The 20,941-nt window shown below is 70.0% G+C and carries 19 protein-coding genes; 13 read left to right on the forward strand and 6 right to left on the reverse strand.

The genetic code is table 11. The annotated features are described in order from the left end of the window. Positions 1–119 precede the first annotated feature (119 nt). On the reverse strand, positions 120–611 hold the full coding sequence (locus IFE19_RS02670) for an Imm26 family immunity protein (protein WP_207825433.1): 492 nt from the start codon (positions 609–611) through the stop codon (positions 120–122). A 163-nt stretch (positions 612–774) separates the two neighbouring features. Between IFE19_RS02670 and IFE19_RS02675 the strand changes: the two genes are divergently transcribed. From IFE19_RS02675 to IFE19_RS02735, 13 genes are all read left to right on the forward strand, one after another. Further along, entirely contained in the window at positions 775–2,139 is a 1,365-nt protein-coding gene (locus IFE19_RS02675) for a hypothetical protein (protein WP_207825434.1), read from the forward strand. A 17-nt stretch (positions 2,140–2,156) separates the two neighbouring features. Then, positions 2,157–2,972, forward strand: a complete 816-nt coding sequence (ccmI, locus tag IFE19_RS02680) for a c-type cytochrome biogenesis protein CcmI (protein WP_207825435.1) — start codon at positions 2,157–2,159, stop codon at positions 2,970–2,972. Between the two features lie 33 nt (positions 2,973–3,005). Beyond that, on the forward strand, positions 3,006–3,494 hold the full coding sequence (gene ccmE / locus IFE19_RS02685; protein WP_207825436.1) for a cytochrome c maturation protein CcmE: 489 nt from the start codon (positions 3,006–3,008) through the stop codon (positions 3,492–3,494). After that, positions 3,491–5,479 (forward strand): heme lyase CcmF/NrfE family subunit, encoded by a 1,989-nt coding sequence (locus IFE19_RS02690; RefSeq protein WP_207825437.1) that lies wholly within the window; start codon positions 3,491–3,493, stop codon positions 5,477–5,479. Before ccmE ends, IFE19_RS02690 begins: the two co-directional genes overlap by 4 nt. Further along, entirely contained in the window at positions 5,476–5,979 is a 504-nt protein-coding gene (locus IFE19_RS02695) for a cytochrome c-type biogenesis protein (protein ID WP_225910365.1), read from the forward strand. Before IFE19_RS02690 ends, IFE19_RS02695 begins: the two co-directional genes overlap by 4 nt. A 136-nt stretch (positions 5,980–6,115) precedes the next feature. Then, entirely contained in the window at positions 6,116–7,669 is a 1,554-nt protein-coding gene (locus IFE19_RS02700) for a Do family serine endopeptidase (protein WP_207825438.1), read from the forward strand. A gap of 66 nt (positions 7,670–7,735) precedes the next feature. Continuing rightward, a complete protein-coding gene (locus IFE19_RS02705) occupies positions 7,736–8,407 on the forward strand; it encodes a response regulator transcription factor (protein ID WP_105562419.1) in 672 nt (223 codons plus the stop codon). Between the two features lie 21 nt (positions 8,408–8,428). Further along, positions 8,429–9,847: a sensor histidine kinase gene (locus IFE19_RS02710; RefSeq protein WP_207825441.1), complete on the forward strand. Its 1,419-nt coding sequence runs from the start codon at positions 8,429–8,431 to the stop codon at positions 9,845–9,847. After that, the gene (locus IFE19_RS02715; RefSeq protein ID WP_207825443.1) at positions 9,847–12,744 is read left to right on the forward strand and encodes a bifunctional [glutamine synthetase] adenylyltransferase/[glutamine synthetase]-adenylyl-L-tyrosine phosphorylase; all 2,898 of its coding nucleotides are present in this window, start codon (positions 9,847–9,849) and stop codon (positions 12,742–12,744) included. Before IFE19_RS02710 ends, IFE19_RS02715 begins: the two co-directional genes overlap by 1 nt. A 62-nt stretch (positions 12,745–12,806) precedes the next feature. Then, positions 12,807–13,436: an EF-hand domain-containing protein gene (locus IFE19_RS02720; RefSeq protein ID WP_207825445.1), complete on the forward strand. Its 630-nt coding sequence runs from the start codon at positions 12,807–12,809 to the stop codon at positions 13,434–13,436. Positions 13,437–13,498: 62 nt separating this feature from the next. Further along, positions 13,499–14,071, forward strand: coding sequence for an RNA polymerase sigma factor (locus IFE19_RS02725; RefSeq protein WP_207825447.1), 573 nt, complete (start codon positions 13,499–13,501; stop codon positions 14,069–14,071). A gap of 16 nt (positions 14,072–14,087) precedes the next feature. Further along, a complete protein-coding gene (locus IFE19_RS02730; RefSeq protein ID WP_225910366.1) occupies positions 14,088–14,513 on the forward strand; it encodes a hypothetical protein in 426 nt (141 codons plus the stop codon). Then, on the forward strand, positions 14,510–15,046 hold the full coding sequence (locus IFE19_RS02735) for a periplasmic heavy metal sensor (protein ID WP_207825449.1): 537 nt from the start codon (positions 14,510–14,512) through the stop codon (positions 15,044–15,046). The genes IFE19_RS02730 and IFE19_RS02735 overlap by 4 nt, the downstream gene beginning before the upstream one ends. A gap of 261 nt (positions 15,047–15,307) precedes the next feature. On the opposite strand, the gene IFE19_RS02740 is transcribed toward IFE19_RS02735, so the two are convergent. The 5 genes from IFE19_RS02740 to IFE19_RS02760 all read right to left on the reverse strand — a co-directional run bounded on the left by IFE19_RS02740 (position 15,308) and on the right by IFE19_RS02760 (position 20,922). After that, on the reverse strand, positions 15,308–15,802 hold the full coding sequence (locus IFE19_RS02740) for a MarR family winged helix-turn-helix transcriptional regulator (protein ID WP_207825451.1): 495 nt from the start codon (positions 15,800–15,802) through the stop codon (positions 15,308–15,310). After that, positions 15,799–17,106 (reverse strand): serine hydrolase domain-containing protein, encoded by a 1,308-nt coding sequence (locus IFE19_RS02745; RefSeq protein ID WP_207825454.1) that lies wholly within the window; start codon positions 17,104–17,106, stop codon positions 15,799–15,801. The genes IFE19_RS02740 and IFE19_RS02745 overlap by 4 nt, the downstream gene beginning before the upstream one ends. A gap of 262 nt (positions 17,107–17,368) precedes the next feature. Further along, a complete protein-coding gene (locus tag IFE19_RS02750; protein WP_207825456.1) occupies positions 17,369–19,729 on the reverse strand; it encodes a PAS domain-containing sensor histidine kinase in 2,361 nt (786 codons plus the stop codon). Positions 19,730–19,838: 109 nt separating this feature from the next. Next, positions 19,839–20,417 (reverse strand): hypothetical protein, encoded by a 579-nt coding sequence (locus IFE19_RS02755; protein WP_207825458.1) that lies wholly within the window; start codon positions 20,415–20,417, stop codon positions 19,839–19,841. Between the two features lie 91 nt (positions 20,418–20,508). Then, a complete protein-coding gene (locus tag IFE19_RS02760; protein WP_207825460.1) occupies positions 20,509–20,922 on the reverse strand; it encodes a CBS domain-containing protein in 414 nt (137 codons plus the stop codon). Between the last annotated feature and the right edge of the window lie 19 nt (positions 20,923–20,941).

Genomic DNA, 20,941 nt, shown 5'->3' on the forward strand with positions numbered 1-20,941 from the left:
AAATTTTCAAATGTCCGCAATGGGTCGAAAGCGGTCTTTCATGCGCCGCCCGGTAGCGGAGATGACCTAAGCACCTGGAAGCGGACAAACTGAACTACCGCTAGGGGTGGGAAAGGACGTTAGCCGGCAACCAGTTCTGCGCTTTGGAAGACGTAATCAGCCTGCAGGTCGTCGAAACGCGGGTTCCACTCGCCTAGGCCATTTAACGCCTTAAGGGCGTTCTCAATGCGAACTGGTGCCACAACGGTTCGGTATCGAAGTTGAGCCGCCTCCGCTGACGTGGCCCGACGCATCACCGATCTGTCTCGTGCCTCAATATGTGTCTCACCGGCGACGTCCACCTTGAACCAAGGTTGCGGCAGATCAGAAAGCAAGTCTTGGCGGTTCCCGATTACCGGCCAGTCGCCATGATGGAATTTCGCATCGAGCGTCAACGCCGCGAATTGGAGGCGCGCGCCGATCACGTCTCCCGGCAACGCTGCCCGCGAGACCAACTTGTCATAGATGACGACATACAGTTCGCCCTCCCAGTCGCCAGCCAACTGGCCGATACCGCAGCGCTGATCATCCAGCGGCACTAAGAACACGTCTCCGACTTTGGGCTTGCTCATGCCGTTAGTCGTGCCGGAGACGGCGATGGTCTGCAACGGGGCGGAAGCAGATATCGGCTGCGCGCCCCGGAACGACTTGGGGGCGGCGCCCCAATCCCCTGTTAACCCGGATGCCGCACCCTGGCCCCGGCGGCCGGGATTCGGTTCGGCCTGAGGAGAATGCATGGCGGACCTGTCGGTCGCGCAAAGGGCCGCCCTGGCCCAGCTGATCGCCGCTTGCCCGGATCATCTGCTGTCCCAGCTGGAAGCGCTGGCGGCGGCGATGACGGGGGATCGGGCGTGGGCGCTGCGCGACATGGTCGAGGTCGAGGGGCTGGACCGGCGACGGCGGGACGCGGCCTTCGCGCCGCTGACGCCCCTGTTCCGGCGACGCGAGGACGGGCTGGACGGGCTGAGTTTTCCCGCAAGCGCGCCAGCGCGGCTGTGGAAGCTGGCCAGGCGCAATGAACCCGAACTGCTGCCCCAGCTGGATCGTGACGACGAACTGTCGCGCATGGTGGCTGATCGGTTGTGCCTGAGCGCGGCCTCGGCGGTGCGGGATCAGGGCGAGACGCTGTGGCCTGGCGCGAGCGCGGATCAGGTGGCGGAACTGGCGGCCTGTTTCGATCTGGCCGGGTTGGCGCGGCGCAGCCTGGCGTTTCTGGAGACCTGGCTGGGACGGCCGGGACCGGAGGCGACGGCGGAGCTGAAGCTGGCGCTGCGGCAGGCGGCGTCGATCGCGCCGGACGGGGCGGCGCGGCTGATGGAGATCTTCTTTGCTCACCTGGCGGACGCGCGGATGATGCTGAGGCTGGTGGCCCTGGCCACGCCCGCCGCCGGACGCGAGACGGTGGTGGGCGAGAGCGAGCTGGCGGTCTTCGTCGACCGGGTGGTGACGGCCCTGGCGCACCGGGCGGCCGAGGCGGCGGCGTTCGATCCGACGGCGCCGGGGGCGGACGCGGCCCTGCTGAAGGCCGATCTGGACTGGTGCGCCGAGACCCTGTCGGAGATCGACATGACACTGCCGCTGCGGGCTGACAGCGCCTGGGGCAAGGCGGTGCGGCAGGCGCGGGTGAAGATCGGCCTGCGTCTGTCGGAACTGTTCAGCGCCGCCGAGAAGGCGGCGGGCAAGGTGCTGCCGGTCGAGCGTACGGCCATGGCGGGGCGGATGACCCGTCCGGCGCCGCGTCTGGACGAGGCGGTGGACGTCGAGACGGCGGCGAGGGCCAAGGCTCTGGCGGCGGTGGTCGGTCTGGTGCGGGGACCGGCGACGGTCTTCGGCTGCGAGGCCGAGCGGCGGCAGACGGCGGAGGGCCTGACCGGCAAGCTGGCGACCTGGGCCGACGAGGCGCTGGAGCGGCTGAATGACGGCGAGGCGGCGGACGAGGGGATCGCGCGCAAGCGCATCGCCCTGACCGCCGAGCTGCTGGGCCTGATCGGGGCCAGGGAGGCGCAGCGCACGGTGCGGCGGCGACTGACGGTGGCGGGCGCGCCGCCGAGTGTCGCGGTCGAGGCTGCGACCTCGGGAGCCTCGCGTCGGCGCGCCTGATCGGCTAGACGGCGGGCATGACGATCTTCTGGATCATGACAGGGTTGGCCACGGCGCTGGCCGGCCTGCTGGTGCTGGCCGGGGCGCGGCGAGGTGCGGACGCCGAGGTCGTGGTCGACCGCGAGGCCGGGGCACGCGAACTGGCGGAGCTGGACCGGCTGAAGACACGCGGCCTGCTGGACGAGGCGGGCTGGACCGCGGCGCGGGCCGAGGCGGGGCGACGGCTGCTGGCGGCGCGTCGCGACGCGCGGACGCCGGTCGTGGGGGCCAAGGACCGGCTGTGGGTTTTGGGCGGGATCGGCCTGACGGCGGCGGTGTCGCTGGCCCTCTATCTGGGGCTGGGCGCGCCGGGGATGGCGGATCAGGCCTATGAGACGCGGGTGCGCGACTGGGCGGCTTCGCCCGAGACGCTGGAGCCGGCCCAGGCGGCGGCGGTGATCGGCCGTATCGTCAAGGATCGGCCCGACGACCATCAGGCCCTGACCATGCTGGGCGCGGCGCGCTTCGAGGCGGGCGACCCCATCGGCGCGGCCTCGGCCTTCCGCCGGGCGCTGGCGATCCAGCCGGACGACGCCCAGAGCTGGGCGCGGCTGGGAGAGAGCCTGGTGCGGGCCAACGAGGGCGCGGTCGGCGGCGACGCCGAGGCGGCCTTCGTCGAGGCGCTGAAGCATGACCCGGATCAGCTGGGGGCGCGCTACTTCCTGGGCGAGGCGGCGCTGAAGCGCGGCGACAAGGCCGGGGCGGCGGCGGTCTGGGGGCCGCTGATCGCGGCGCTGGAGCCGAACGATCCGCGCCGGGGCGAACTGCAACAACGATTGGGCGGGGCTGGATGAGCCTGCGCTGCAACCCTTCTGTGATGTCCTGACATGAGCTGGCTTCCCAAATCGCCCAAGGCGCGGCGGCGTCTGTGGATCGTGGCTGCGGCCGCGCCGGTTCTGGCCCTGGCGGTCGGCCTGTCGCTGTGGGCCATGAAGGACAATGTCACCTACTTTTTCTCGCCGTCCGAAGTGACCGAGGAAGCCGCGCCGGTCGGGCGGGTGATCCGTCTGGGCGGACTGGTCGAGGCCGGCAGCGTGGTCAAGGGCGCGGACGGGACGGTGGTCTTCGTCGTCACCGACAACGCCGGGACGGCCAAGGTCAGCTATCACGGCGACCTGCCCGACCTGTTCCGCGAGGGGCAGGGCATCGTGGCGCAAGGGTCGTTCCGGCCCGACCGCGTGTTTGAGGCCAGTCAGGTGCTGGCCAAGCACGACGAGACCTATATGCCGCGCGAAGTCGCCGACCGGCTGAAGGAAAAGGGCGAGTGGCGGCCTGAAACGGGTGAGGCGCCTGCCGCCGGGGCGCAAAAGCTGTGATCGTCGAACTGGGGGCGTTTGCGCTGATCCTGGCCCTGGTTCTGGCGGCGCTGACCACGGTGCTGACCGCGGCGGGGCGGCTGAGGCTCAGCCCCGTGCTGGCGGGCGCGGGCGGCGGGGCCCTGATCGCCTCGGCGGCGGCGACGGCGCTGGCCTTTGCGGCCCTGATCTACGCCTTCGCCGTGTCGGACTTCTCGGTGTCGAACGTGGCCCTGAACAGCCACACCGACAAGCCCATGCTCTACAAGGTCGCCGCCGCCTGGGGCAGCCACGAGGGCTCGCTGGTGCTGTGGTGCCTGGTCATGACCGGCTTCGGCGGGGCGTTGGCCCTGGCGCGCGGTCTGCCGTTCGGGCTGAAGACCTCGGGCGTGGCGGTGCAGGGCGCGCTGTCGACCCTGTTCCTGGCCTTCGCCGTCTTCACCTCCAATCCGTTCTCGCGTCTGGACCCGGCGCCGGTGCAGGGCGCGTCGCTGAACCCGCTGTTGCAGGACCCGGCGCTGGCGATCCATCCGCCGCTGCTCTACGCGGGCTATGTGGGCTTTTCGGTCTGTTTCTCTCTGGCGGTCGCCGCCCTGATCGAGAAGCGGGTCGATCCGGCCTGGGGCCGCTGGGTGCGGCCGTGGGCGCTGGCGTCCTGGGCCTTTCTGACGGTCGGCATCCTGCTGGGGTCCTTCTGGGCCTATTACGAGCTGGGCTGGGGGGGCTGGTGGTTCTGGGACCCCGTGGAGAATGCGTCGTTCATGCCGTGGCTGGCGGGCGCGGCCTTGCTGCACTCGGCCATCGTCACGGAACGGCGCGGGGCGCTGGCCGGGTGGACGGTGTTTCTGGCCATCCTGGCCTTCACCTTCTCCATGCTGGGGGCGTTTCTGGTGCGCTCGGGCGTGCTGACCTCGGTGCACGCCTTCGCCGTCGATCCCGAGCGCGGGATGATGCTGCTGGCCATTCTGGGCGTGGCGGCGGGGGCGGCCTTCATCCTGTTCGCCCTGCGGGCGCCGGCGATCCGCTCGGGCGCGGCCTTCGCGCCGATCAGCCGCGAAGGCGCGTTGGTGCTGAACAACCTCTTCCTGACGGCGGCGGCGGCGACGGTGCTGCTGGGGACGCTCTATCCGCTGATCCTCGAGGGGATTTCGGGGGCGACCATTTCGGTGGGGCCGCCCTATTTCAACGCGACCTTTGTTCCCCTGCTGGTGGTGGCCTGTCTTATCCTGCCCGCCGGGCCTCTGCTGGCGTGGAAGCGGGGCGACCTGAAGGGGGCCCTGCAACGGCTGTGGCTGGCGGCGGGTCTGGCCATGGTCGCGGCGTTTGCGGCCTTCGCGCTGTTCGAGCCGAAGAAGGCGCTGGCGGCGGCGGGCTTGGGTGTCGGGGCCTGGCTGATCTTCGGCGCGCTGGCGGAGCTGGGCGTGCGGACCAAGGCGTTTCGCGCGCCGCTGGGCGAGACTCTGCGCCGGGCAAAGGGCCTGCCGCTGGGGGCCTGGGGCATGACCCTGGCCCATGCGGGGCTGGGGGTCTTCATCCTGGGGGCCGTGGTCGAGACCAGCTTCAAGGCCGAGGCAGCGGCGGCGGTTCCCTTGGGCGGCGTGGTGTCGTCGGGGCCTTGGCGGGTGCGGCTGGACGCGGTCGAGGTGATCGAGGGGCCGAACTATCTGGCCGAGCAGGGGCGGCTGACCGTCATGCCGGTGTCGGGGAACGCGGTTGAACGCGTCGTCACCGCCGAGCGCCGCTTCTTTCCGGCGGGCGGGCAGACGACGACCGAGGTTGGGCTGGATTTCCGCGGGCTGGACGACGTCTATGTGGTCATGGGCGAGCGAGCGGCGACCGAGAGAAACGAACAGGCCTGGACGGTGCGGGTCTATTACAATCCCTGGGCGCGGCTGATCTTCCTCGGTCCGCTGATCATGGCCCTGGGCGGGGTGCTGTCCCTGCTGGACCGGCGGCTGCGCGTCGGCGCGGAAATGCGCAAGAAGAGCGCGGAGGTCAAGGCGTGAGGCGGCTGGCTCCCCTTACGGCGGCGCTGGCGCTGATGGCGGGCGCGGCGATGGCCGAGCCGCCCGCGGCGCCGGATCGCCCCTTGCCCGACGCGGCGCAGGAGGCGCGGGCGCGGGCCCTGTTCGGCGACATTCGCTGTGTCGTCTGCCAGCACGAATCCATCGCCGACAGCCCGGCGGGCATCGCCGCCGACATGCGTCGTCTGGTCCGCGAGGAGATCGCGGCGGGCAAGAGCGATCAGGCGGTGCGCGCCGACCTGGTGCGGCGCTACGGCGACTACATCCTGTTCCAGCCGCCGGTGCGGGTCGGAACCTGGCTGCTGTGGTTCGGGCCGTTTGCCCTGGTGCTGGGCGCGGGGGCGGTCTTTGTCTGGCGTTCGCGGCGGCGTCGGGTCGAGGTTCAGCCTTTGACGGCCGAGGAAGAGCAGGCGCTGGCGGAACTGACGGCGTCGTCGCCGGTCGAGTCTGTCCAAAGCGAAAGCCTTTCGCCGCGATCCTGACGCAAGCGCGCCTCACGGCGAACGCGTATGCAGAACAACCATCGCGAGGGCGTGCATTGGCTTTGGCCATAAGCCCCTATATCCATGGGCGAACGGAGCTTCTGGAGCTCCGGCTTTCAGGACTGCAAGGACGACGATGCTGAAGCGCAAGGAGTTCATTCTGGGGGCCGCCGTCGGCCTGACCTTCGCCGCCGCCGCGACGGCGGGCGGGGTCATCAGCTGGCCGGGCGCGCACGCCGCCCCCGCCGCCGCGCAGGCGGGACGGCTGGTCCCGTCGGCCGGGGCCGCGGGTCTGGCCTTCGCCCCGCCGCAGGGCGCGCCGCTCAGCTTCGCCGACATCTTCCAGCAGGTCGCGCCCGCCGTGGTGCAGATCGACGTCAAGACCCGGGTCCAGCGTCCGCGCAACCTGATCCAGATCCCCGGCCTGGGCGCGGTGCCCGTGCCCGGCGCGCCTGACAGCTCGGGCGACGGCGAGGATAACTCGACCACGGCCCTGGGCGCCGGTTCGGGCTTTCTGATCTCGGCCGACGGCTTCATCGTCACCAACAACCACGTCGTCGAGAACGCCGAGGAGATCAACGTCAAGTTCAGCGACGGTCGCGAACTGAAGGCGCGCCTGATCGGCCGTGATCCCCTGACGGATCTGGCGGTGATCAAGGTCGAGGGATCGGCCTTCCCCTTCGTCTCGTTCGAGGACAAGGCCGAGCCGCGCGTCGGCGACTGGGTCATCGCGGTCGGCAACCCGTTCGGTCTGGGCGGCACCGCCACGGCGGGCATCGTCTCGGCCAAGGCGCGTGACATCGGCGGCAACGAAAACCCCTATACCGACTTCATCCAGATCGACGCCGCCATCAACCGGGGCAACTCGGGCGGACCGACCTTCGACATCTATGGCCGGGTCATCGGCGTGAACACGGCGATCTTCTCGCCGACGGGCGGCTCGGTCGGAATCGGCTTCGCCATTCCGGCGGGCATCGCCAAGGAGACGACGGATCGTCTGATGCGCGGCGAGAAGATCGAGCGCGGCTATCTGGGCGTGACGATCGGCAATCTGACCAATGAGTACCGCGAGAGCCTGGGGCTGCCCGAGGGCACCAAGGGCGCCTACATCACCGACGTGACGGCCGGCGCGCCGGGCGATCAGGGCGGTCTGCAGGCGGGCGACGTGGTCGTCAGCCTGAACGGCCGTGCGATCGAGGGCAGCAATGAGCTGACGCGGGCTGTCGGCGCGGTGAAGCCGGGCGAAACCCTGAGGCTTGAACTGCTGCGCGAAGGCCGTCGTCAGACCATCACGGTGCGCGCGGGCACCCGCCCCGCCAATCTGGGCGCGGCCGAAGCGGAAGCCGGCGACGAGACGGCCCCGGACGCCCCGGCCGCCGTGGCCGGTGAAAAGGTCGAGGGTCTGACCGTGGCGCCGATCAGCGCCGCCCTGCGCAGCCGCTATGACCTGGCGGAGACCGTGCGCGGCGTGGTGGTGACGGCGGTCGAGGCCCGCTCGGAAGCTGGTCGCCTGCGCTTCCAGCCGGGCATGGTGATCGTTCAGGCCAACGGTCGGAACGTGAGCACGGTTCGCGAGCTGCGGGACGCTGTCGAGGCGGCGCGTTCGGCCAACCGTCCCGGCGTCCTGCTGCTGGTGCGGACCTCGGCCGGAAACGCGCCGATCGTCCTGCCCTTCGCCAAGTCTGAATAAGGCTTAACTGACGGGATCGGCGGCGATGCGCTAACATCGCCGCCGAATCTATTTTTGGAGGGGTCCATGCGTATTCTGGTGGTCGAGGACGACGCCGAGGCGGCGACCGCGATGGTGCGGGGCCTGTCCGAGGCCGGCCACGAGGTCACGCATGCCGTGGACGGCGCCTTCGGTCTGCTGGAATCGCAAAAAGGCGGCTACGACGTCTATGTCGTGGACCGGATGATGCCGCGCCTGGACGGCGTCGGCATGGTGGAGACGGTCAGGAAGGGCGGCGATCAGACGCCGGTCCTGTTCCTGTCGGCGCTAGGCGAGGTCGAGGACCGGGTGACGGGCCTGAAGGCCGGGGCTGACGACTATCTGGTCAAGCCCTACGCCTTCGCCGAACTGATCGCGCGGGTCGAAGCCCTGGCGCGCCGTCGCGAGACGGGCGGGGTGCAGACTGTGCTCAAGGTCGGCGACCTGGAGATGAACCTGATCGGCCGCACCGTGCACCGCGGCGCGACCGAGATCGACCTGCAGCCGCGCGAGTTCCAGTTGCTGGAGTTCCTGATGCGTCACGCCGGCCAGTCGGTGACGCGCACCATGCTGCTGGAGAAGGTCTGGGAATACCATTTCGACCCCCAGACCAACGTCATCGACGTCCACATCAGCCGTCTGCGCTCCAAGATCGACAAGGGCTTCGACAAGGCCATGCTGCAGACCGTGCGCGGCGCGGGGTATCGGCTGGAGGCGTAAGCCTCCCGCCGCCCGCCTGACGTGAAACTGCCCTCCCTCTTCAGGCGGACGCCGTTTCGGCTGACGCTGCTGTTTCTGGCGCTGTTCGTGGCCACGGCCAGCGCGGTGCTGGCCTATGTCTATGTCGCCTCGGCGTCGGAGGCGCGGGCGCGGGCCGAGGCGGGGGTGCGCAGCGAGGTCGAGGCCCTGACGGCGGTCTATCGGACGCGCGGCGTAAACGCTTTGAACCAGGCCCTGGTGGACCGGACGCTGCGGGGCGGCTCCTATCTCTATCTGCTGATGGACAAGGACCGGAAGACGATCACCGGCAACATCTCGACCTCGCCGCTGGAACCGGGGGCGGCGGTGCAGGGCGGTCGCTGGGACGATTTCCGCCTGACCGACACCGACGAGGAGGGGCGGGTCCGCAAGCGTCAGGCCATCGGCGTCGAGATGCCCCTGTCGGGGGGCGAGCAGTTGTTCGTCGGTGAGGACATCGGTGATATCGAGGCCTATCTGTCGCGGCTGACCCAGGCCCTGTGGGGGGCCATGATCATGGTTCTGGTGCTGGGCGTCGGCGGCGGTCTGGTCATCAGCCGCCGGGTCGAGAAGTCGATGGGCGGACTGAACCGCGTGGTCATGGCGGTGCAGGAGGGTGACCTGAAGGTGCGCGCCCCCGTCACCCATTCCGGCGACGAACTGGATGAACTGGGCCAGGGGCTGAACACCATGCTGGACCGGTTGGAGGCCTCGATGGCCTCGATCCGCCACGCCGGGGACGCCATCGCTCACGACCTGCGCTCGCCGCTGACGCGGATGCGGGCCAAGCTGGAGGTGGCCCTGATCGACGCCGACGCCGGCAAGGTGTCGGGCGTGGACGCCCTGGGCATTGCGCTGGACGAGGCGGACCTGCTGCTGAAGACCTTCAACACGGTGCTGGCCATCGCTCGGCTGCAGGCGGGCGGGGCGCCTGATCCCAAGGTGTTCGACGCCGCCGAACTGGCGACCGACATGGCCGAACTCTATGAGCCGTCGGGCGAGGACAAGGGGCTGGAGTTCTCGGCCGAGATCGAGAAGGGGCTGATGATCGAGGGCAACCAGCCCTTCCTGGCCCAGGCCCTGGCCAATATCATCGACAACGCCATCAAGTACACGCCGTCGGGCGGGGCGGTGAAGTTCCGCGCCCGGCGCCGCTCGTCCGGCGAGATCGAGTTTTCCGTCACCGACACCGGGCCGGGCGTGCCGGACGAGGATCGCGAGCGGGTGCTGCAACGCTTTGTCCGACTGGACAACAGTCGGACCGAGCCCGGTTCCGGACTGGGTCTGTCGCTGGTGACGGCGGTGGCCGAGGCCCATGGCGGGCGGGTGCAGCTGGACGAGGGGCCCGGCGCCTATGGCGGGCAGGGGCCCGGTCTGCGGGTGGCCCTGGTCCTGCCGCCGGCGAGCGGGACGGCGGCCTGATGAGCGCAGTGCTGGGGGCTTTGCTGAAGCCGTGCGGACCGGTGCGCGACGCGGAGGCGGCGGGGCGCATCCATGAGCGGCTGGTCGAGGCGGCGGATGAGCACGGCTGGCGCGCGGCGCTGGACGGGGCCTGGGGCGCGCTGGAGCCGGTGCTTGCAGCCTCGCCCTATCTGGCCGGCCTGGCGCGGCGCTGGCCCGAGCGGCTGCGGCGGATTCTGGAGACGGCGCCCGAGACGCGGCTGGCCGAAATTTTGGCCGCGACCGATGCGATTGAAGGCCCGGCGGATGAGGCCAAGGCGCCGCTGCGCTGGCTGAAGGCCGAACTGCATCTGCTGACGGCCCTGTCGGACCTCGGCGGGGTGTGGGATCTGGACGCGGTGACGGGCGCCTTGTCGCGGTTCGCCGATGCGTCGGCGCAGGCGGCGCTGCGATGTCTGGCCCATGATCAGCGCCGACGCGGCAAGCTGATCTCGGCGGCGGATGATCCGCGCGGGCCCGTGCCCGGCCTGTTCATCCTGGCCATGGGCAAGGGCGGGGCGTTCGAGCTCAACTATTCCTCGGACATCGACCTGTCGCTCTTCTTCGAGCCGGAGGTTCTGGAGAGCGCGCTGGGCGAGGGCGTCGAGGCGCAGGGCTTCGTCAACCGGTTGGCCCAGGGTCTGGCCAGCCTGCTGAGCGAGCGGACGGCGGACGGCTATGTCTTCCGGGTGGACCTGAGGCTGCGGCCTGATCCGTCCTCGACCCCGCCGGTGGTCGCGGCGCCCATGGCGCTGGCCTACTATGAATCCGTGGGGCAGAACTGGGAACGGGCGGCCTTCATCAAGGCGCGGGTTTGCGCCGGGGACGCCGCCGAGGGGGCGGACTTCCTGCAGGCCCTGGTTCCTTACATCTGGCGCCGCAGCCTGGACTATCAGGCCGTGCTGGACATCCAGTCGATCAAGAAACAGATCCACGTCCACAAGACCGGCGAGGGGCTGGAGGCTGCGGGCGCCAATCTGAAGCTGGGGCGCGGCGGCATCCGCGAGATCGAATTCTACGTCCAGACCCAGCAGTTGATCCTGGGCGGACGCGACAAGGGCCTGCGGTCGTCGCGCACCCTGGAGGCGCTGAACGCCCTGACCGAGCGCGGGCATGTGACGCTCGAGGCGCGCGACGAGCTGGCGGCGGCCTATGACGAGCTGCGGGCGCTGGAACACCGGGTTCAGATGCTGGCCGACGAGCAGAGCCACGTCCTGCCGGTCGATCCCGAGCGGCGGGCCGATGTGGCGGCGTTGGCGGGGCAGGGCGATCTGGCGGCCTTCGACGCCGGGGTCGAGGCCGTGCTGGTCGGGGTCAACCGGCGCTACGGCGAGCTGTTCGAGGGCGGCGAGGAGCTGTCGTCGCCCTATGGCAGTCTGGTCTTCACCGGGGTCGAGAATGATCCCGGCACGTTGGAGACGCTGAAGCGGATGGGCTTTTCTGAGCCCGCCACTGTGTCTGACACCATCCGCAGCTGGCACCACGGCCGCATCCCGGCGACGCGGACGGCGCGGGGGCGCGAGCTGTTCACCCGGCTGGCCCCGCAACTGTTGACGGCGGTGGCGAAGACGGGGGCGCCGGATGCGGCCTTTCGCCGGTTTGCGGTCTTCTTTTCGGGCTTGAGCGCCGGGGTGCAGGTGCAGGCCCTGTTCCTGAACCAGCCGAAGTTGTTCGATCTGGTGGTCGGGGTCATGGCCTTTGCACCGCGTCTGGCGCGGGCGCTGGGGCGTCAGCCGCAGGCGCTGGACGGGGTGCTGGACGCGCGCTTCATGACGGCGCTGGGCACCGACACCGGCCTGGCTGATCAGGTGGTGCGCGAGGCGCATGAGGCCGGTGATTTCGAGGGGGCCATGAACGCCGTGCGCCGCCTGCACCGCGAGCAGACCTTCCGCATCGGCATGCATGTCATCACCGGCCGGACCACGGCCGAGCAGGCGGGCCTGACCAACACCTCCCTGGCCGACGCCTGCATGCGGGGCCTGGCGCCGGCGGCCTTGGCCGAGGCCGAGCGGATGGGCGGGGCGTTCGAGGGCGCGGTGGCCGTGGTGGCCCTGGGCAAGGCCGGGTCGCGCGAGATGACGGCGGGGTCGGACCTCGACCTGATGACGGTCTATGCGGCGCCGCCCGAGGCGACCTCGGCGGGCAAGGGGTGGAGCGCGGACCTGTTCTATGGTCGCTTCACCCAGAGATTCATCGCCGCCCTGTCGGCCCATACCGCCGAGGGCGGGCTGTACGAGGTGGACATGCGGCTGCGGCCGACCGGGTCCAAGGGGCCGGTGTCGGTGCGGCTGGAGGCGCTGGAGGACTACTACGCCACCGAGGCCGAGACCTGGGAGTTCATGGCCCTGACGCGCGCGCGGCTGGTCTGGGCCAGCGACGCGGCGTTCGGCGCACGGGTCGAGGCGACGCTGGAGGCGGCGCTGCGGCGGCCGCGGCCGGGCGTGGACGTGGCCCGCGACGTTCGGGCGATGCGCGACCTGATGGACCGCGAGCGGCGGCCCAAGGGCTTCTGGGACCTGAAGCTGTCGGCGGGGGCGCAGGTCGACGCCGAGTTCGTGGCCCAGTACCGCCAGCTGTGCGCGGCGGCGGCGGGCGAGCCGCTGACCGTCTCTACGCTGGAAGCGTTGAGGTATGATCCCGTCCTGGCCGAGACCTGGCGAACGCATCAGCAACTGGGGCAACTGATGGCCTGCGCCTTCGACGGGCGAGGCGATCCTGATGCGGAGCCGTCGGGCTTCCAGACGCGGCTGGCGGCGACGGTGGGCGCGCCGGACTTCGAGACGCTGAAGGCGCGGCTGATCGACTTGCGTTTGCGGGCGCGTCGGGCGTTTGAAGGGGCGTTGCCGCAGGGGCTGGATGGCGGTCGCGACGGAAACTGATCCGGGCGGCGTTCTATTTCTCGACAGGGATGTTTTCGGGCCTTGGCCCGTGGAGACCATCGATGATGAACAAGACCCTTGGCGGCGTGGCCGCCATCGCCTTTCTGACGGCTTTTGGCGGCGTGGCTGTCGCTCAGACCACCGCCCCGCAGCGACCGGCGCGCGCCGCCATGGCCCAGCCGGTGACACAGGCCGACTTCGTCCAGCGTCGGGTGGAATGCCTGCGCGCGGCGGACGCGAACCATGACGGCACGGTCACGGCCGAGGAGATGCGCGCCGCCGGACAGGCCGGTCGCGTCGAGCGTCGAAACGCCATGTTCGATCGTCTGGACGCTGACAAGAACGGTTCGATCAGCCGCGCCGAGTTTGACGCGCCGCGCGCGGGCGGCCAAAGGGCCGAGCGCGGTCAACGCGGGCCGCGCGCTGAACACGCCGGTCGCGGCCATCGCGGCGGCATGCATCGCGGGGCCGAGCGCATGGGGCGGGGCGGCGAAGCTCGCTTCCCGATCGTGATCGCCGAGGCCGAGCGCAGGGCGACGGAGAACTTCACGCGTCTGGACGCCAATCGCGACGGGACGCTGACGCTCGAGGAGCGCCGCGCGGGCATGCAGGCGCGTCGCGCCGAGATGCGCCAGAAGCGTATCGAGCGTCGGGCCCCGGCGGCGTCGCCTTCGACGCCCGCTTCGGAGTAGGGTGGTGTCGGGGAAGGCGGTCAGACCGTCGGCCCGTTTCGTGAACGGCGAAAGAGGCTGGATTGGCGAAGACCGCCGACCCCGACGAGGAACTGGTGCGGCGCGTGGGTCAGGGCGACCCCGCGGCGATCCAGGCCATGGTCGCTCGCAAGCTGCCGCGCATGCTGATGCTGGCGCAGCGGATGCTGGGCGACGCGACGGAGGCTGAGGACGTGGCCCAGGAGGCGATGCTGAGAGCCTGGCGTCAGGCGCCGCGCTGGACGCCGGGCCAGGCCAGGTTCGACACCTGGCTGCACCGGGTTGGGCTGAATCTCTGCTACGACCGGCTGCGGCGCCGGCGCGAGATCGCGACGGATACGCCGCCCGAACGGCCCGACGACGGGCCGGCGCCGGACCGGGGTTTGCTGGCCATGGAGACGGGGGCGCGGGTCGAGGCGGCCCTGGCGAAGCTGCCCGAGCGGCAGCGCGAGGCCATCGTCCTGTGTCACTATCAGGAACTGGGAAATATCGAGGCCGCGGGGCTGATGAACGTCAGCGTCGAGGCCCTGGAGAGCCTGCTGTCGCGCGGACGGCGGGCGTTGCGGACGGCGCTGGCCGATATGGCGCCGAATGCGGCAAGAGCGGCGAATGGGTAGGGCGGGGGCTGGAACCATGACGATGACATACGAGCGTTTTGAACACCTGGCCGACGCCTATGGCGGCGACCTGCGGCGCTGGCCCGAGGCCGAGCGCGAGGCGGCGCGCGCCCTGAGGGATGCGGACCCGCGCGCGGCGGTTCTGCTGCGTGAAGCGGACGGGTTGGACGCTCTGCTGGACGCCGCGCCGCGTCCGGTTGCGTCGCACGCCCTGCGCGAGGCGGTCATCGCCAGCGCGGCGGGAGCGGGCCTGAAGGCGCGTCGGCGCGGTCCTGGGCCTCTGGCCTGGCTGTCGGGCGCGGGGTGGGCGGCGGCGGCCTGCGCCGGGGTGGTGTTCGGGATCAACCTGACCAGCCACCTGACCGCCGACGTTCAGGCGGACGCGGTGCTCTATCAGGCCAGTCTGACCAGCGCGGACGACACGGAGGTTCTGGGCGGATGACGTCGCGCAGCTTGAAGATCGCCCTGGCCGTCTCGGTCGCCCTCAACGTCTTTGCCGCGACCGCTGTCGGCGCCGTCTGGGTGGCGCGCGACAAGATCGAGCACCGGATCGCCGAGTCTCACAAGTCGGGACGCAGCGAGCCGGTCTGGGATGTCATCGAGCGGATGGACCCGACGGTGCGCGATCAGGTCAAGGCGCAGCTGCGCGCCGCCGCCATGCAGGCGCGGCCTGACTTTGAAGAAGCGCGGGCGGCGCGGCGCGAGGCCATCGCCCTGACCGGGGCCGAAACCTTTGATCCGGTGGCGGTGGCGGCCCTGCTGGAACGCTCGCGGGCGTCCGAGGCGCGCGGCCGGTCGCGGCTGGAAGCGGGGGCGGTCGAGGTGTTGAGTCAGTTGAGCCCGACCGACCGCAAGGCCCTGGCCCCCATCCTGTCGCGTCACAAGGCGCGTCGTGACGCTCGCAAGCCCGAGAAGGCCGCAAAGCCGGTCGCGCCGGCAGCCCCCGCGCCAGCCGCGGCGCCGACTCGCTCGTAGGCTTGTCTGTCATCCCGCACGGCTCAGGCCGATCCGGGACCCAGGCGCCGGCCGTGGGGCTGACCACCTGAACCGGACGCTGAAAGCTGACTTGATGAACGTCCGCAACGGGCGGGAAGCGGACATGCCGACGCGCTAATGCGGAACAGCCGTTCGTCTATTGGGTAGGCACGCCGGCAAGGTCCTGATGCGGAAGAGCTGGTTGCGCCGCGAAGCGCCCGTGAACGCGGTGAAATCCGAACGGATCTCAGTCAGATTCAGCTACGCTTGAGGTTTGTCCATGACCTCGCCCCCGGCGATCAGCCGGTCGAAGAGGGATATGCGGTCCAGGGCCTGATCCAGCCGGTCCAGCCGGGCGACGACGTCGTCCGCCTCGCGGTTGAGGGCCTCGGCTTCGCGGTTCATGGCGAGCCACAGAAGGGTCAGACGCGCGACCAGCGCTTCGCCTTCGTCGGTCAGGGATTGTCTGCGGCGACGTGCATCACGGGGGTCGGGCAACGCCTGCACATAGCCGGCCGCTTCCAGCGAGCGCAGCGACTGGCTGACCGAGACGTGGGTTATCCTCAGCGCGGCGGCAAGGTCGCCAACTGTCATCGGTCCGTTCTGGACGATCTGGTTCAGGACCCCGAACCATCGCTGCTCGAAGGTGATGCCCAGGTGCGCATAGACGCGACCCACGTCGCGGTCGATCCGCTCCGACAAGCGGCGCAACTGGGCGCCTATGGTCGCGCCGTGACCGCCCTTCAGATCGGTCATGCCGGGGGCTCGACGATGGCGGCGATCTGCATGATCCGCTCAGCGCCCTCGGGGTTGCCGCGGTGCCGGGCCTTGGCTGCCTCGACCTCGAAAACTGAGCGGGGCTGGATGCCCTCGGGCCGCGCGTCAAACAGAGCGCGGGCGGCGGCGACGCTGTCATCGCGGGCCGTCGCCGTCATCGCCATGCCCAGGCGCCAGGCGTCAGAGGCCGGGCTCGGTCCGCACAGAATATCCTTCACCGCGATGTTCATGCTCCAGTACCCGTCGACCTCGCCGTTGGTCAGCATGGCGAAGGTGTAGCCCAGATCCTCATAGCGCCAGACCTCGCCGGCGATACCGAAATGGCCGCCGGTGTTCCCCACCATGCGATGACCGTTGATGGTCTCCTCCATGAAACCCAGGCCGTAACGCGCGCGGCCCAGATCGAACAGGCCGGTGGTCGCCGTGGCGTACATCTGCGGCGAGAGGAGCCGGCCGTCGCCCAGGGCAGTGACGAAGGTCGTCAGGTCCTCGATGGTCGAATAGCCGCCGCCCGCCGGACCGCCCCGGAACTGGTTGACGAAGAGGTTGTTGCGCCAGGCGCCGGGAACAGCGTTGTCGCGAGTGTAGCCGTCGGCCCGGTTCGGCACGACGAGATCGAGCGGCCAGTCGCCGCTGCCGCTCATGCCCAGGGGCTCGAAGATCGTGCGCCTGATGTGGTCGGCGTAGGCCTCGCCGGTCAAGGCCTCGACGATCAGGCCCAGGATCACATAGCCGCCGTTGGAGTAGCCGAGCCGCGCGCCGGGCGGGAACTCCAGCGGCTGGTCAGCGATCAAAGGCAGGAAGTCGCGGGTCTCGACGAAGGCTTGAGACGGTTTCTGGGCGATCGCCTCCCAGTAGTTGCCGACGCCGGAGCTGTGCGACAGCATCTGGCGGGCCGTGATCCGCCCGGCGATGGCCGGGGCCGGATAGTCGGGCAGATAGCGGAGGACCGGGGCGTCCAGGTCGACGCGCCCTTGTTCCGCCAGACGCAGGACCGCTGTGGCGGTGAACATCTTGCCGATCGAGGCGACGTTGAACCGGGTGTCGATGCGGTTGGCGGCGCCGAAGACCCGTTCGGCCTGGCCCACCACGCGCTGATAGACGACCTGGTCGCCGCGCTTCAGCATCAAGGCGCCAGAGAAATCTGCATCTATGATCGCCTGTTCCACGGCGGCGTCCATACGGGCGGCGATTGAGCCTCCGTCGTCCTCGGCTCGACCAGGGCCGCCCCAGCTCAAGACGCCCAGCCCCGCCGTTGCGCCCATCATCCCCCGCCGTGTCATCCGAATGCTCACTGAAACCGCCCTGTCATTTATGTAGGTGCCTACATATATGGGCGTCCGAGGAAAGCACCAGCCCTGAAGTGCTCATGACGAATGGACATTCACCGCATCCCATCGAAGCAGCGGTGTGGACGAAGGCGTGGAAGAGGCGAGCCAGCCTGTCGAACCGGCGCGATAACGACCGTGAATGTCCGCTGTGGGTCGATTTGCGACCTTGGGCTCAAGGTGCAAGGCGGACGCTCAGCACGGGCAGGGGTGATGCTCAGGCCGCCTGCGGCTGAACGCGCTGAACGGGGGCGCGCAGGGGGAGGTCGAACCAGACGGTGGTGCCGTGGCCGGGTTGGCTCTCGATAGTCATCTGGCCGTGATGCAGTTCGATCAGCGACTTGGTCAGGGCCAGGCCGAGGCCGGTGCCTTGCGTGGTCTTGGAATGCTGGCCCTCGACCTGTTCGAAGGGCTGGGCCAGGCGCTCCAGATCGGCGGCGGCGATGCCGATGCCGGTGTCGGTGACTGAAATTCGCACGTGGTCGGCGTCGTGGGCCGCGACGGCGACGGTGACGGCGCCGCCCTCGGGCGTGAACTTCACCGCGTTGGAGATCAGGTTCAGCATCACCTGCTTCAGGCCGCGATGGTCGGCCTCGACCTGCAGGGCTTCGGGGGCGACCAGACCGAGGGTCAGGCCGGCCTCCATCGCCTTGCCGCGCATCAGGCGGATGGCGTCGTTGCACAGGGCGTTCAGCGAGACGGCCTCGTAATGCAGGGTCAGCTTGCCGGCCTCGATCTTGGCCATGTCGAGGATGTCGTTGATGAGGCTGAGCAGGTGCTGACCCGAGGTGTGGATGTCGGCGGCGTAGCCCTTGTAGCGTTTGTCGCCCAGGGCGCCGAACATCTCGCCGGCCATGATTTCCGAGAAGCCGTTGATGGCGTTCAGCGGGGTGCGCAACTCGTGGCTCATATTGGCCAGGAACTCGGACTTGGCCTGGTTGGCGGCCTCGGCCCGGGTCATGGCGACCTCGTACTTGCGCGCCAGAAGGGACAGTTTGGCCTCGCGATCCTCGAGTTCGACGACCATGGCGCGCAGTTCGTCGGCGGCGCGGCGGCGCTCGGCCTCCTGGCGGCGGATGACCGTAATGTCGGCGCAGATGACCACGGTGCCGCCGTCGCCGGTGAAGCGTTCGGCCATCTGCAACCAGCGGCCGTCCTTCAACTCGACCTCGCGCACGCCCGCGCGACCGCCGGCCGAGGGGTGTTCGGCCTTGATGGCTTCGGCGGCGATCTGGTTCAGCGCGTCTTTCTGAGCCCCCTTGCGGACCACGCCTGCGGGGAAGGCGAAGGCGTCCTGGAAGGCCTGGTTCCACAGGATCAGACGGCCCTGACGATCGAACAGGACAAAGGCGTCGGACACGCTTTCGATGCCGTCGCGCAGGCGGTTTTCGGCGGCCTGGGCCTGAGCCTTGGAGCGGCGGGCCTCGGTGATGTCCAGAGCCACGCCCAGCAGGCTGGTGAAGCCGGCGTCGCGACGCGGCTGGCGTGACTGGCCGCGCGCGTCGATCCAGCGCACCCCGCCGGACTTCAGCGGGACGGGGAAGGTGACGTCGAAAACGCCGTTGGCCGCCGCCTGGTCGAGCGCGCCGATGACGACTTCACGATAGCGGGGATGGACGCGGTCGATCAGGGCCCGTGTGGTCAGAACGAGGCCGGGCTCGACCTCCAGCAGGGCCGCCATATAGTCTGACAGGACCACCTCGCCGTGCGCCAGATCCCATTCCCAGACACCGCAGCGCGCGGCTTCGACCGCGACGCGGAAGCGGCGCTCGGTGTCGGCCCAATGGCGGCCGGCACGGGTCTGGCGCCAGTTCTGCACCGCGAGGACGGCCAGCATCAGCAGAACCAGCAGCAGGGGGACGGCCAGCATCCAGGCGTCATCCAGCCAGGCGGCCAGGCCGCCCGTCGCAGGCAGGGTGGCCATGACGGCCAGGCCGGTGTCGCCTATGGGCGCAGAGGCTGACAGCCGGAGGCGTCCGTCCGCGTCCTTGACGGGACGGGCGCCTTGCACCGGCGCCTGAGCGGCGGGTCGAATGTCCAGTCGCGCCTCCGCCAGGCCGGCCTTGAGCGACGGCAGGGGCGTTCGGCCGATGATGGCGCGCCCGTCCGCCAGAGCGCGGCGGTGCAGCACGGCGTCGTTGCGCAGGACGTAGGCGGCGTCGACCGGCAGGGCGATGTCGGTCTTGCTTCCGGCAGCGGCCAGGATGCGACCCTGATCGCCGAGGACGGCGAAACCCGCGTCCGGCGCGACGGCGCGCGCCCGATCCAGAGCCTCGACGGCTTGTTGAGGTCGCGCGGCCAGGTCGCGTGCGGCCAGGGCCAGGGCGGCGTCGGTCAGGGCCAGGCGGGCGGAAACCGCCTCTGCGGAGAGGCGCGCCTCCAGGGTCAGGGCCTCGACCTTGATGGCCTCGGCCTCACGGCGCGGGCGGCCTTCTTCGCGGATGAGCAGGACGGCGTAGGCGGTGATGACCAGGGCGACAGCGAGCAGCAGGACGCGCACCCAGGGCGCCGCGCCCTGGGGCTTCTGATCCGTGGCCCGTCGGCCCGGCTGGTAGCTGCGGCGTTCCGTGCCCTGCAAGCCTGCCCCTCATCGTCAAGACGAGGGAATCTAGGCTGCGTCGCGGATTCCTGTCGAGGTCCGGGAGGGCGAAGGTTTCACCTGAGAGGCGAACCGATGCAGGAAAGACTCAGGCGGCCTCGACCGCATCCGCCGTCGCCGCGCGGGGAAGGTCGCCGGGCGCAGCCAGGACGTCGGTGATCTGACGCAGGACGTCGCGGGCGCGGCGGGCCAGATGCAGGCTTTCCGGCGGGGCGTCTTCGGGGGCTTCGGAGACGCTTTCGACCAGTTCCCGGGCCAGATCCATGAGGTCAGGCGCGGCGGCGATCAGGCGCGACTGGAACTCGATGCGTTCGGGATCGCGGTCGTATTCAGCGCCCGGCACGCGCCAGCCGCCCCAGTCGGCCTTGTCGGTGACGACGACGGGATAGGAGCCGGGGAAGGGGTGATGGGCGCAGTCGGCCGGTTCCTGCCACTTGTTGCGAGCGCGCAGCACGCGCCAGTCGCCCAGGACAGTGGCCGATGCGTCCTCGGCGGGAAGCTGCAGTTCGGCGGCCTGGAATTCGCGGCCCAGGCCGACCTCGTAGGTGATGCGGACCGGTTCGTCGAAGCCCTTGGCCCAGACGGGCAGGACCTTTTCGACCTGGGCCCAGGCGCCGACGCTTTCGACCCAGACCTTCTGGCCCTTCTGGAACTGCGCGCGCGCCATGCGGATTCTCCCCCTGTGAAGGGGCAGGATGCGACATCAGCCGTTATCGTCCGGTTCCGCGTCGTGGTTAGCGGGCGGTAAAGGGGCGAGATCACGAGGGGCGGGAGATCTCCTCCAGCGCCTCGCCGGCGTAGCGTTCCTTCACGCGCGTCGACAGGTCGCCCAGGGAGACGACGCCGACCAGACGACCGTCCTTGTCCACCACCGGCAGGCGGCGGACCTGACGGGAACTCATCAAGTCGAGGGCGGCCTTCAGGTCGTCGTCGGCGCGGACGACCAGGGCGTCGCGGCTGAGGAACTCGACCACGCGCGCATTGGGCGCGGCGCCCGAGGCCACGGCGCGCACCGTGATGTCGCGGTCGGTGATGGCCCCCACCAGGTTTTCGCCGTCGGCCACGGGGATGAAGCCGAAATCGCCCGCCGCCATGCGGGCGGCGACTTCCTGAAGGGTGTCGTTGGGACGGGCCACCTGCACGTCCTTGCTCATCACGTCGCGGATTTTCATGGGTCTCTCCCTTGCCGAC

It is taken from the genome of Brevundimonas pondensis (assembly GCF_017487345.1).
Taxonomy (GTDB): domain Bacteria; phylum Pseudomonadota; class Alphaproteobacteria; order Caulobacterales; family Caulobacteraceae; genus Brevundimonas; species Brevundimonas pondensis.

Coding starts and splice junctions, on each gene's coding strand:
- IFE19_RS02730 (WP_225910366.1), top strand. CDS start 14,088: ATGACGATGACATACGAGCGTTTTGAACACCTGGCCGACGCCTATGGC.
- IFE19_RS02755 (WP_207825458.1), bottom strand. CDS start 20,417: ATGGCGCGCGCGCAGTTCCAGAAGGGCCAGAAGGTCTGGGTCGAAAGC.
- IFE19_RS02670 (WP_207825433.1), bottom strand. CDS start 611: ATGAGCAAGCCCAAAGTCGGAGACGTGTTCTTAGTGCCGCTGGATGAT.
- IFE19_RS02700 (WP_207825438.1), top strand. CDS start 6,116: ATGCTGAAGCGCAAGGAGTTCATTCTGGGGGCCGCCGTCGGCCTGACC.
- IFE19_RS02760 (WP_207825460.1), bottom strand. CDS start 20,922: ATGAAAATCCGCGACGTGATGAGCAAGGACGTGCAGGTGGCCCGTCCC.
- IFE19_RS02715 (WP_207825443.1), top strand. CDS start 9,847: ATGAGCGCAGTGCTGGGGGCTTTGCTGAAGCCGTGCGGACCGGTGCGC.
- IFE19_RS02675 (WP_207825434.1), top strand. CDS start 775: ATGGCGGACCTGTCGGTCGCGCAAAGGGCCGCCCTGGCCCAGCTGATC.
- IFE19_RS02720 (WP_207825445.1), top strand. CDS start 12,807: ATGATGAACAAGACCCTTGGCGGCGTGGCCGCCATCGCCTTTCTGACG.
- ccmI (WP_207825435.1), top strand. CDS start 2,157: ATGACGATCTTCTGGATCATGACAGGGTTGGCCACGGCGCTGGCCGGC.
- IFE19_RS02745 (WP_207825454.1), bottom strand. CDS start 17,106: ATGACACGGCGGGGGATGATGGGCGCAACGGCGGGGCTGGGCGTCTTG.
- ccmE (WP_207825436.1), top strand. CDS start 3,006: ATGAGCTGGCTTCCCAAATCGCCCAAGGCGCGGCGGCGTCTGTGGATC.
- IFE19_RS02740 (WP_207825451.1), bottom strand. CDS start 15,802: ATGACCGATCTGAAGGGCGGTCACGGCGCGACCATAGGCGCCCAGTTG.
- IFE19_RS02705 (WP_105562419.1), top strand. CDS start 7,736: ATGCGTATTCTGGTGGTCGAGGACGACGCCGAGGCGGCGACCGCGATG.
- IFE19_RS02735 (WP_207825449.1), top strand. CDS start 14,510: ATGACGTCGCGCAGCTTGAAGATCGCCCTGGCCGTCTCGGTCGCCCTC.